This window comes from Kordia antarctica (assembly GCF_009901525.1).
GTDB classification, from domain to species: Bacteria; Bacteroidota; Bacteroidia; order Flavobacteriales; family Flavobacteriaceae; genus Kordia; species Kordia antarctica.
In genome coordinates, this window is record NZ_CP019288.1 from 1,471,703 (window position 1) to 1,484,408 (window position 12,706).

Consider the following 12,706-nt stretch of genomic DNA (forward strand, 5'->3'; position numbering starts at 1 on the left):
AAGAAAAGAAACAAAAGAAAGTGCGCTTTTCCAGAGGTATTTTTAGTTTTTCTTTTTGAAAAAAACTAAAACCGCATGAATTTTTCTAAATTTTCTCCAAGGATTCGAAAATTCTTAACGAAAAATCCCTGCTATACTGCGGAAAAGACAAAAAATACATTGGAATTTTATATAACTGACGTTATTTTAATGATTTTTCATTTTGAAAACAAGAAGATTTTGACTGTTTTTAATGAAATTTGGAAAGTATATTTTTATTGAAGATACAAATAAAGAGCAACTAATTAATCACTAGAAACTAGTCAAAAATTATTCATCCTTTTTGTCTTTATTACTATCGTCTTCTTTGCCTTTTTTATCCGTTTTATTTTCTTCTTTTGTAGATTTTTCTTTTTTAGGAGTTTCCTTTGCCGTAAAATTTACAACTCCATTACCTGCTTTGGCTTTTTCTTCTTCGGCATCTTTTTTCTGCTTTTCCTCCGCCATCTTCTTTTTTCCTTTGAAGACTTTATCTACCAATTCTTTTAACGTATTGAAATCAACTTGATACGACAATCCAATTCCTTGTGTGAATCCTTGAATTTCACCAACGTACTGAATTTGGTTTTGTTTGTTGAAGATTTTCGCTGTCAGTGTTCGATCTTCATTTAAAGAAATTTCTATTTCCGCATCACCAACAATTGCCGTTTGTGCAACGCCGCCAACAGGAACACCAATTTTACCATTAAAAGTTATTCTTTCACTAATTTGACTCGAAACCGTAAATCCTAACTGATCTGCCGCATCTGGGTTTAATTGATTGTAACGATCTGCCTGACTGTAATTTAAACCAACATTCAAAATTCCGTTTCCATCGCCTGTAAGTGCGTCATTTATAATTCCTGTTGCCGTTTCAATTAAGTTTCCAGTAATTGCGCTTTGATTGATGTTTACTTGATTTACAAAACGTCCTTGTGATAATAGCGAAAGTGCTTGCAATCTACGTTTGTCTTGGTCATCTAATAAATAATCTAATTCCGATTTCGCAACTCCTTTTGCATTTGGAAAGTTGATGTTAAATTTTGGTTCTATTTGATCTAAACTTCCCGTAATTTGGATGCTTACTTCCGTAGGCACTTTTCTGTTATACGTTGGCGTTTCTAACAATACGTCAGGATTCGCGTTTAGGTTGTACACAGCTTCTAAATTTAATTGCGCACGTAACGGATCGCCTTCCCAAGTAATAGTTCCTTCAGGTTTTACGATGAATTTTTTATTTATAACGCCTCCATACTTAAAATTATATTCTCCTTTTTGAGTAATAAAATCGCCCCACATGTTGAATTTACCATTGGTATTAATTTGTATAAGTAAACTTCCAAAACCACTTCCTTTTATAGTACTTCCTGCTTTTTTGTCCACTACAATTTCTACTTCAGCATCTGGTGTAATACCAATATCAAATTCTAATTCTAATCCTTTGAAGTCTTCTAACACTTGATCTTCTTGTACTTCTGGGTTGTAGAAATCTTTTTTATTGACAAATTTTATAAAAGATGCATCTCCGATAGAAGCCACATCACTTATTGGTATTTTGAGCGAAGTTCCTTTCTCAGTATCTCCAGAAACTTTAATGGTTAATGCATCTGTTGGTCCTTCAATTGTAGCTTCTCCACTAATATAACCCGTTCCATAATACAAGGTTTCTTCATCGTTATTTTCATCTGTGTTTAACACTAATAAACGATCTGTTGTTATATTTAAGCCTAATCGCCAATCGGAAAATCCTGTGTGCGTAATAGTTCCGTTGAGTTGTCCTTTGGTATAATCTTGTGTGTCCAAAATAGTCACATCCGCAAATTCAAAAGTCTGGTCATATAATTTTACAATAGAACTATTTGCCATATCCAAATCTACATTGAGATACGGAATGTACAATCCGCCAGCCAAAATACTGAGTTCCCCATTTATTGTTGGATTGTTGAGATTTCCAGTAATTTTTGCTTCTCCCGAAATAAGTCCTCTAATGTCTGTAATGATATCTTCTCCAAGCGCACTAAATGGTGAAATGTCAAATTTATCAATCGTTGTGTCAACATTGATCGTGTTAACTTCACCAGAAACATTGATGTTTCCAACAGCAACTAACGATTCAATAGTTTCATTGACCAATTTTGCATTTACATCAAAACTTTCTAACCGATCATCGCCAGAAATATCAACAGTTAGATTTCCAAGTTCTTTACCATTAACAATCAAATCCGCAATATTCAAATTCGATTTTGGCACATAACCTCCATTAATTTGTTTAACATCTAACTTTCCATTCACCTTTCCGCCTAAGCGAATACTATCAATAGATGGCGTTATTTTTTCCAATGCAACATCAATGAATTGTAGTTTTATGCTTTTGTTGTTTTCACCAAATAATTGCCCTTCTAAGTCAATTTCTTCATTTTCATGACTCATTACAATTTTTTCAATAAAAATAGAATCGAGTGTTTTATTAAAGATGAATCTGTTTTTTCTATCATTTTTTTCGTTCACAAACCATTTATATCCACGAAAAGAAACATCTGATTTTTTAATTCCGACAACGGATTTATTGGTTTCATTAATAGTATGATAGAAACTTAAATTGTAATTATCTTCAAAACCTTTTCCGCCTTTAAATTCCGTTTTAAAGAATAAAGTATCATTTAACGTCGTGTTAATCAAGCTAAACTCTTTTGCATCATACCATTTCGTAGCTATATCTGCAATTTCTATATACGTGTTAAAAATTGGGTTTTTATTATCAATTTGTATTTCTACATTATCAATCGTGTTTCCGTACGCAATAATTTGTGGCGTTTTGAATGTAAGATTAAATCTATTCTCGTCGCCAGTAATGCTTCCACGAAGCGATGTGTTTTTAGACAATTCTACATCTGGCAAAAATACATCAACAATTTTATTATAAATTTTAAAATTGAACGTTAAGTACTGATTTGGAAGCACTTCAATTGGTCTGTAATTTGTGTAAATACTTCCCACAGAGTTTTGCACTAAGTCAATAACTTCGTCAAAATGAAAACGTCCTGTCACAGTTCCGCGAATGATGTCTGGCGAATCTACTGTGAGCGTTCTAATATCTTTATCAAACTCCGAATTAATATTGAAATTTTCAAACGAGTACGTTTCATTTTGATTGGTATATGCAATTTTCTTAAAGAAAATATCGCCTGCCATATTATCAATCGTATTTCCAACCACATCAATTACGACATCTCCTTGTAAAACAGAAGTTTTATCTCTTTTGACAAAATTCAGCTTATACAAATCAAGTTTATCAATAGAAGCTTTAAAGCGGAATTCGTTAATTTCTCCTGCAAAATTAGCCAAACCTTGAAAGTTAAATTTCGCATTTGGATCGCTTGAAGATAAATTTCCGTCAAATAATTGATCTTTTAAAACTCCAGAAACACTTAAGCCTTTATAAACGTATTTGTTGTAACCAAGTTTCGTCACTTTCCCTACAACTTCCGTGTTTAGGCTTTCTTCCGTAAATCCTTTTCCATCTACAAAAACATCAAGCGAAACTTTTCCGAGTGTTTCATCTTCTAAATAACGACCAATATTAAAATCTTGCAACACTATTTCTCCAATATATGAAGCGTTGATATTATCACTTACATTTTTAAACTTTACGTCTAAAATTGAACTTCCAATTTCTGTATCAATCTTTACATCTGCGTTGATAGTGGTTTCCGTAATTTCCGTAACACCGCGCAAGTTAAATTGCCCTAATTTGTTTAAAGATGTAGGCAAATTTTTCCCTAGAATATTTGGCAACAATGATGACATTTGATAGTAATTTGAAGTAAAACGATCAAAGTCACCTTTCATATAAAAAGGTCTGCTGGAATTTAGTAAGTTTTTATAATGAATGTCACCTTTTATCAAAGTACTTGGCGATCTGAAGTGGAAATTTTTCGTAGTGAAGTCGTTCAAAACACCTGTCAACTCTGTACTGAACGCTCCTTTTTTGTTTCCAAATTCGTCGTAAAAATAATTCAATTCACTAAAATCAAGTTCAGAATCAGTGAAAGTTGCGTTGATTTTCACTTTGTCTAAAAAGTTTGCAAAGTCTTCTCGATCATAATCAAACACCACAAATCCATTTAATATGGAACCATCAGTTTTTACAATCAAATCATCAAAACGCATTTGCGTCAGCGTATATTGAAATTTAGCATACATTTCATTGACTCGCAAACCATTACTATCTAAAAATGTAAGTTTACGAACATCTCCATAAACACTTGGACCTTCAACTTTAAAATCATTTACCGTTCCTGAAAGCTCCGTAAAATCAAGCATATTTGGCGTAGCATTATTTTGATCTCTGTATCTAAACTTGCCATTACTCAAGCGCATTTTAGATGTTTTTAATAGAAAATCGGAAGGAGTATCATCGGGAGTTTCTGTATCAAACTTGGCAATAAAAACATCCAACGTTGTATCAATTGAATCCTTTTCAGTATTAATATTCAGGATTAAACCGTCAACATTAACAGCTCCAAATTCAAGTTTACTATTTATAAGATTATTGAAACTTAAAATAGAAGTTTCCAATGTATTTACATGAATCAATGTATCTTTTAGATAATCTTCAATATAAATATTTTTAAGAGAAATATCGCCATTCCACTTTAAACCAATCCGTTCAATATTGATATTTGTTTTGTAAGTATCATTGATCCAATTGGTTGCTTTTTTTCCAACGGCTGTTTGTACGGCTGGAATAGAGAATAGAATCACCAAAAAGATGAAGAGTAGCAAAATTGCCAACACGATACGCTTCAATATTTTCCAGACTCTTTTAATGACGTTTAGTATTTAAGTTACCTACTTTTAAGACTATGCAAATTCACGAAAAAAACAATACAAAACACGATGTTTAGCATATCTTTGTGACTTTATACCAAATTTTATGCCTTTTTAAGTTTATGAGCACAAAAGATGTATATATTTTAGCTATTGAATCATCTTGTGATGACACTTCCGCCGCTGTTTTACAAAACGGAAAAGTATTGTCAAATGTTGTTGCAAATCAAAAAATTCATGAAGCATTTGGAGGCGTTGTTCCCGAATTGGCTTCGCGCGCACATCAACAAAATATTGTTCCAGTTGTTCATCAAGCGTTGGCTAACGCAAATATCGATAAAAAACAGTTAACTGCCATAGCTTTTACGCGCGGACCTGGATTAATGGGTTCATTACTTGTCGGAACTTCATTTGCAAAGTCGTTAGCACTCGGATTAAGCATTCCGCTAATTGAAGTCAATCACATGCAAGCACATATTTTAGCGCATTTTATTGAAGAAGAAGGACAAGCAATTCCGAAGTTTCCATTTTTAGGAATGACCATTTCTGGAGGACATACGCAAATTGTGCTTGTCAAAGATCATTTTGATATGGAAGTCATTGGCGAAACCTTAGATGATGCTGTTGGAGAAGCGTATGATAAAAGCGGGAAAATTTTAGGACTCACCTATCCTGCGGGACCAGAAATTGACAAATTGGCAAACGAAGGAAATCCGAAAGCATTCCCGTTTCCAAAACCGAAAGTACCTGGTTTAAATTTTAGCTTTTCAGGATTAAAAACAGCTATTTTATATTTCATTCAAAGGCAAACCAAAGAGAATCCAACGTTCATCGAAGAAAACTTAGTGGATATTTGCGCGTCAATTCAATATACGATTGTGAATATTATTTTGGATAAATTAAAAAAAGCTTCCAAACAAACGGGAATCAAAACCATTGCTATTGGCGGCGGCGTTTCAGCGAATTCAGCAATTCGAAAAGCATTAAAAGATGGCGAAGTCAAATATGGTTGGACAGCGCACATTCCAAAGTTTGAATATACAACAGATAATGCCGCAATGATTGGGATTGTTGGTTATTTGAAATATTTACGAAAAGATTTTGCGGACGAATCTGTAACGGCGAGTTCGAGGATTAAAATCTGATAAATAGTATTGAGATTTGTTGGCTTTTTTTTTGTTGATTTGTTTATTCGTTAATTTGAATGATATCCTGTCACATTGAGCGCAGTCGAAATGTTGTTCTTTGTTCTTTGTTCTTTGTTCTTTGTTCTTTGTTCTTAAAAAAATACATTTACATTTAAAATTCAACATTTAGCATTTAGCATTTAGCATTTATAATTTACAATTTAACATTCAAAAAATGCAACTTTTTTACACACCTGAATTAACATCTGAAACGAAACACTACACGTTTTCTAAAGAAGAAAGCAAACATATGGTGCGCGTTTTGCGAAAGAAAGAAGATGATGTTTTACATATTACGAATGGAAAAGGAGCTGTTTTTTTGGCTAAAATTACAATTGCTGATCAGAAGAGTTGTGTCGTTAAAATTATGTCGCACGAGTTTCAAGAACCGAAAAGTTACAAATTGCATTTGGCAGTTGCGCCAACAAAAATGAACGACAGATATGAATGGTTTTTAGAAAAAGCAACTGAAATCGGAATTGACACGATTACGCCAATTATTTGTGATCACTCGGAACGAAAAATTATTAAAGCGGAACGTTTTGAGAAAATTATTCAATCGGCAACGAAACAATCATTAAGTACTTATTTTCCAGAATTGAAACCTATTAGTTCGTTTTCAGACTTCATTAAAAGACATTCTGACGATCAATTATTTATCGCACATTGCGAAGAAGATAAAAAACAATCGTTAAAACAAGTCTTAAAAGCACGAAAAGATGTCACCATTTTAATTGGTCCTGAAGGTGATTTTTCTACGAAAGAAATCGAACTCGCGTTAGCAAATAACTATATTCCTGTTACTTTAGGAGAAACACGTTTACGCACAGAAACTGCTGCAATTGTAGCGTGTCATTCGGTTGCTTTTATGAATGAGAATTGAAATTATAAATGTTGAATGCTAGATTTTTAATCATTTAATTTTCAATCATTCAATCTTTTAATTCTAATTAGATTTTCGTTTCATGATCTTAAAGTTTAACTTGCATTATTTAATACCAAATAAACTTTAAAATAATTGTTTAAAATCGTTTCTATTTACTTTATATTTTAATATAAAACAGAACCGTAGCTAATGCTATGTTTATATTTTCTATTTCATCTAAAGCAACTTTAATTCAATTTTTCATCAATCATTTTAAAGACTATTTGATATAAGACTATTTTACATGAAGAAGCTTACGATCCTTTTATTTTTATTGAGCATTTCGCTTACGCATTCGCAAGAAATTGGAATTTTGAAATACGGCGGTGGCGGCGATTGGTATTCGAATCCGACTGCGATTCCGAACCTGATTCAGTTTTGTAATGAAAATATCAATACAACGATTAAGAAGAAACCACAAACCGTAGAAGTTGGCAGTGTCGATTTGTTTCAGTTTGCGTTTGTACATATGACAGGACACGGAAATGTGTTTTTCTCAGATGAAGAAGCCGAAAACCTGCGAAAGTACTTGACTTCTGGCGGTTTTTTACATATTGATGATAATTATGGAATGAATCAATATATCCGAAAGGAATTGAAAAAAGTATTTCCAAATCAAGAATTAAAGGAAATTCCAGCAACGCATCCAATTTTTAAACAACCATATTCATTCCCGAAAGGATTGCCAAAAATTCATGAACATGACGGTTTGCGTCCGCAAGCATTAGGATTGTTTCATGAAAATAGATTGGTGTTGTTGTTTACGTTTGAAAGCGATTTGGGCGACGGTTGGGAAAATAAAGAAATTCACAACGATTCAGATGAAATTCGACTGAAAGCCTTGCAAATGGGCGCAAATATTGTAAACTATGCGTTTAAAAATTAATCAATTTCCTTACTAATTATTTATGAAACTTAGTTATTATTGTACATCTCCTTCATGTGGAAAAATAAATTATATGAAAGTTGATTCTGATAATAGATATGATTTGAAACAAGAAATTGGAAGTGATCATTTTAATGAACGTTGCAAATATTGTGGAAATCATACGAAAAAGCACATCAACAGATTGTATGGAGAAATAAATACAACTATTGTGTTGTTTTTTATATTTGCTTCGCTGGTATTAACTGTTTTTACTTGGAATTTGGGTTTAATAGTTGGAAAACTAACTATAGGAATTCCGCTTTTTGTTTGGTTTGATCAAAAAAGAAGAGCGAGTAATTTTAATAAAATAATGATTGATTAACAATGAGTTACAACCTTTTTTTAGATGACATTCGTGTGCCAGAAATGGTATATAGAAATCCTGCTGATTACGATTTTGTGATTGTGCGTACGTATGAAAAATTTGTAGCGTATATTGAAGCAAATGGACTTCCTAAATATATTAGTTTTGATAATGATTTAGGATTAAATACTGAAGGAGAAGTTGCTGAAGATGGTTATGCAGCCGCAAAATGGTTAGTATATGAATCTGGTTTGGATTTAACGAAACTTGATTTTTATGTACATTCTGCAAACCCTGTGGCAGCCGAACAAATTAAAGGTTTGCTTCAAAATTATATCAAACATTTAAAATCGAATTCTTAAGATTATTTATGTCCCAACTCACACATTATACCACCAATTTTAAGAAACGAACATTTCCGATTACGTTGGTTTCCGATCAAGTTTCGAATGCGCCAAATATTGGTTCGCTGTTTCGAATTTGTGATGCTTTTGGTGTAGAAAAGATATTTTTTTGTGGAGATAATATTCCTGTTTTCGGAAGAAAGATGACCAAAACAGCGCGCGCAACCGAAAAAGTTGTGCCTTTTGAAGTTACAGCAAATATTCATGAAGTAATTTCAAAACTAAAAAAAGATGGTTACACAATTATTTCATTAGAAATTACTGAGAAAAGTGAATCGATTCATGAACTAGATTTTTCAAAGTTTGAAAAAATTGCGTTGGTTGTTGGCGATGAAAAATTTGGCATAAATCCTGAAACTATGCACGAATCCGATATGGTGACACATATTGAAATGTTCGGTCAAAACAGCAGTATGAATGTTGTACAAGCCACAAATATTGTACTCTACGAAATAACGCGTCAACATATAGTTGCGAACTAATTTTATTGTTTTAATTTTAGCTACAAATTGATTTAGATGACTTCAAACACAATTGCAAACGGAATTTTAAAAGCCTTGGGAATTATTTTAGGCGTTTTTTTAGTCCTATATTTTCTCTACAAAATACAAACAGTAATCACATACATTGCGATTGCCGCCGTTATTTCTTTAATTGGAAGACCAATTGTACGTTTTTTAAAACGACGTTTAAGGTTCAGAAATACACTTGCCACTATTTTTACAATGGTGATATTGATTGGCTTATTTGTTGGTTTAATTTCTATGTTTATTCCGCTTATTGCAAAACAAGGACACAATTTATCCTTACTGAATATTGAAGAATTACAAGGAAGTATTGAAACCTTGTACATACAAATTTCTGAATTTTTAGATACGAAAAATATCGATTTAGATCAATCATTAAAAGACTCAAAACTGCTTTCAAATATTGATTATTCTATTCTTCCAAACTTTTTCAATTCACTAATTAGCGGTTTAGGAAACTTTAGTATTGGCTTATTATCTGTATTATTTATCTCGTTCTTCTTACTGAAAGACAGCAAGTTACTTGAAGATGGCGTCATGGTTTTTGTATCAAATAAAAGTGAAGATAAAATGAGCAGATCGTTTGAAAAAATTAAAGATTTATTGTCACGATACTTTGTCGGTTTGGTATTTCAGATTCTAATTTTATTCATCATTTATACCATTGCGTTGCTTATTTTCGGAATTAACAATGCTATTGTAATTGCCTTTTTATGTGCATTATTAAACCTAATTCCTTATATCGGACCTTTATTTAGTGGAGTTTTGATGATGATTTTATGTATGACAAGTGATTTAGATAGTGATTTTAGCACCATCATTTTACCAAACACAATTGGCGTAATGATGTTCTTTGTTGCGGGACAATTGATTGATAATTTTTTGAGTCAACCAATGATATTTTCAAACTCTGTAAAATCGCATCCGCTAGAAATTTTTCTTGTCATTATTATTTGGGGAATTTTATTCGGGATTCTTGGAATGGTAGTCGCGATACCTTCATACACAGCAATTAAAGTGATTTTGAAAGAATTTCTTTCCGAAAATAAAATTGTACAATCGCTTACTAAAGATTTGTAAATTTTGAATTTAGCGCTTCTTACACCAAAAATTCAGCAATTTATCAACGATCATTTACATGAAGATTCAACGAAACTTTTGTTGAAATATAAAGACGTTAATGGAATTCCGTTTGCCGAAATTATTGAGCAAATTCAAGCGAAAGCCAGGTGTGAAAAGAAATTACCAACTTGGTTTTCTGCTGAAAGTATATACTTCCCGAACAAATTAAATATTGAACAAACTTCTTCTGAACAAACAGCAATTTATAAAGCAGGTTTAGTGCAAGGAACTTCTATGATTGATTTAACAGGCGGTTTTGGTGTAGATTGTTATGAATTTTCAAAACGATTTCAAAACGTAACACATTGTGAAATTTCATCAGAATTATCTGAAATTGTAACACATAATCACAAAGCACTTGGAGTTTCAAATATAAAAACCATTGCGGAAGATGGAATTCAGTATTTGCAAAATTCAAAACAGAAATACGATTGTATTTATATTGATCCTTCACGCAGAAATGACACAAAAGGAAAGGTATTTTTATTAGAAGATTGTTTGCCAGATGTAGTTTCGCATCAAAACGTTTTATTTCAACATGCAGATACAATTTTGATTAAAACGTCTCCGTTACTCGATATTACAAATGGTTTGCGCGCTTTGCAACATGTAAAAGAAGTTCATGTAGTTGCGGTTCAAAATGAAGTAAAAGAATTGTTATGGTTGTTAGATAAAAATGTAGTTTCAGCAGCTATTTTAATTCAAACTATAAATATAAAGAAGAAAGAAACGGAAACATTTAGCTTTCATTTGTCTGAAGAAAAAGAAGCAACTGCGAATTATTCGCTTCCAAAAAAATATCTGTACGAACCAAATGCCGCTATTTTAAAAGCTGGCGGATTTTTAAGTATAGCAAAAGCTTTTGGACTTGAAAAATTGCATCAACATTCACATTTATACACATCAGATGAACTGATTACGTTTCCTGGAAGATGTTTTGAAGTGCAAAAAACAGTTCCATATACTAAGAAAATTATTAAAAAAGAACTAAATTTAACCAAAGCAAATATTACGACTCGTAACTTTCCTGAATCTGTTGCTTCCATTCGGAAAAAATTAACAATTGCGGACGGCGGCACCGATTTTTTGTTCTTAACTACTGTGTTTACTGGAAAAAAAACAGTTATACATTGTAAAAAAGTCTAAGAAATACGTCATAAAAACCACTTTTACGGTTTTACCGTAGCTTTTATAACAAGACACCTTATCTCAAAGTTAAGACTTCTGCATACATTTGAACTATGCAATACAGTTTTAGGGATTTAGGGGAATCCACTATACTTAGGGGAACTTTGAAAAAAGTTCCCCTTACTTCTTTTATAGGGTTAAGCGAATTGTGTTCATTGTCATTTTCTTCTTTTATTATCTTCTTTCCAATACTGCTTTATATCTGACAAATCATACACTTAAACGATTCACTCCATTTTGAAAGATTCAGAAAAAAGTTCTCAATAGTATATACTTAAATTTATATATCCTTTTTGGGTAATTAGTACATAACGATACTTAAAGCCGTAGATTCTGAATAAGATATATGGCTTTTTGTATTTAATATGACATAATTTTCTGGAAAAATCTTCATTTGACAAACCTCATATTTAAAACTTATATTTTTTTTCGTAGCGAAAAACCTACAATTCATAGCGTTGAACGATTATATATGGAGTTTGTAGAAAGGAATTTAAAACCTGCCCGATTATCTAATGTATTTAATAGTTTTACTAGACCATATTTAGAATGCAAACCTTATTATTTATTGTCTTAGTAGGCAATCATTCCAAGTTTTGTACTCTTTAGAGCTGAAAACAACACAATATTCAGACTAACAGCAAATGAAAATTCTTTATGGATTTTTATTAGTGTTGTATATTTATTTATACAACTCTTATTTAAGGGAGGTTTATGGTAGGGCCTCCCTTTTTTTAGTGAAACTAAATTTTCAAAAGCTCGTGCTGAACTTGATTCAGCATCTAAGACGCATTGAAAATTGTAAGTTGAACTAATCCCGTTGCAAAACGGGATCTTGTAAGTTAAATTCTATATTCTTTTCCACTCTTTTTTAAAAAATTTAACATCAAAAATTGTTTCTAATTCAAAAACATATTCTAATATTGCAATATGGGAATAACTAAAACTATAGGGTTTTCTGAAGAAATCAATACAATGGCTGATATTTTAAAAGCGCTTGGTCATCCAGCGCGATTGTCAATTATGCAATATTTGGCGAATAGTCCGTCGTGTATTTGCAATGATTTGGTATTGGAACTTCCACTCGCACAACCTACGATTTCAAGACATTTATCAGAATTGAAACGTGTTGGATTGATTCAGGGGCAAATATCTGGAAAGAATATTTGCTATTGCATCAATCCGCAAAAATGGAATGAAGTTTTACAACATTTAGAAACTATTACAGTTTTGGTATCCAAAAACAAAAAATGCTAATCTTTTTATATATAGA

The 12,706-nt window shown here is 32.0% G+C and carries 10 protein-coding genes; 9 read left to right on the forward strand and 1 reads right to left on the reverse strand.

Features of this window, described 5'->3' with window-relative positions:
• Window positions 1–309: 309 nt before the first annotated feature.
• Window positions 310–4,827, reverse strand: coding sequence for a translocation/assembly module TamB domain-containing protein (locus IMCC3317_RS05970; protein ID WP_228054966.1), 4,518 nt, complete (start codon window positions 4,825–4,827; stop codon window positions 310–312).
• 143 nt (window positions 4,828–4,970) lie between these two features.
• Between IMCC3317_RS05970 and tsaD the strand changes: the two genes are divergently transcribed.
• The 9 genes from tsaD (at window position 4,971) to IMCC3317_RS06015 (ending at window position 12,690) form a co-directional block, all read left to right on the forward strand.
• Complete coding sequence (gene tsaD / locus IMCC3317_RS05975; RefSeq protein ID WP_160128595.1) at window positions 4,971–5,993, forward strand: tRNA (adenosine(37)-N6)-threonylcarbamoyltransferase complex transferase subunit TsaD; 1,023 nt, start codon at window positions 4,971–4,973, stop codon at window positions 5,991–5,993.
• 217 nt (window positions 5,994–6,210) lie between these two features.
• A complete protein-coding gene (locus IMCC3317_RS05980; RefSeq protein WP_160128596.1) occupies window positions 6,211–6,918 on the forward strand; it encodes a 16S rRNA (uracil(1498)-N(3))-methyltransferase in 708 nt (235 codons plus the stop codon).
• A gap of 286 nt (window positions 6,919–7,204) precedes the next feature.
• Window positions 7,205–7,846, forward strand: coding sequence for a DUF4159 domain-containing protein (locus tag IMCC3317_RS05985; RefSeq protein WP_160128597.1), 642 nt, complete (start codon window positions 7,205–7,207; stop codon window positions 7,844–7,846).
• A gap of 73 nt (window positions 7,847–7,919) precedes the next feature.
• Window positions 7,920–8,210, forward strand: coding sequence for a hypothetical protein (locus IMCC3317_RS05990; protein WP_160128598.1), 291 nt, complete (start codon window positions 7,920–7,922; stop codon window positions 8,208–8,210).
• Between the two features lie 2 nt (window positions 8,211–8,212).
• On the forward strand, window positions 8,213–8,554 hold the full coding sequence (locus IMCC3317_RS05995) for a cyclic-phosphate processing receiver domain-containing protein (RefSeq protein ID WP_160128599.1): 342 nt from the start codon (window positions 8,213–8,215) through the stop codon (window positions 8,552–8,554).
• 8 nt (window positions 8,555–8,562) lie between these two features.
• Window positions 8,563–9,078, forward strand: a complete 516-nt coding sequence (locus IMCC3317_RS06000; RefSeq protein WP_160128600.1) for a TrmH family RNA methyltransferase — start codon at window positions 8,563–8,565, stop codon at window positions 9,076–9,078.
• Between the two features lie 36 nt (window positions 9,079–9,114).
• Entirely contained in the window at window positions 9,115–10,203 is a 1,089-nt protein-coding gene (locus IMCC3317_RS06005; protein WP_160128601.1) for an AI-2E family transporter, read from the forward strand.
• Window positions 10,204–10,206: 3 nt separating this feature from the next.
• Entirely contained in the window at window positions 10,207–11,391 is a 1,185-nt protein-coding gene (locus IMCC3317_RS06010) for a class I SAM-dependent methyltransferase (protein ID WP_160128602.1), read from the forward strand.
• A gap of 972 nt (window positions 11,392–12,363) precedes the next feature.
• Window positions 12,364–12,690, forward strand: a complete 327-nt coding sequence (locus IMCC3317_RS06015; protein ID WP_160128603.1) for an ArsR/SmtB family transcription factor — start codon at window positions 12,364–12,366, stop codon at window positions 12,688–12,690.
• Window positions 12,691–12,706: the final 16 nt, after the last annotated feature.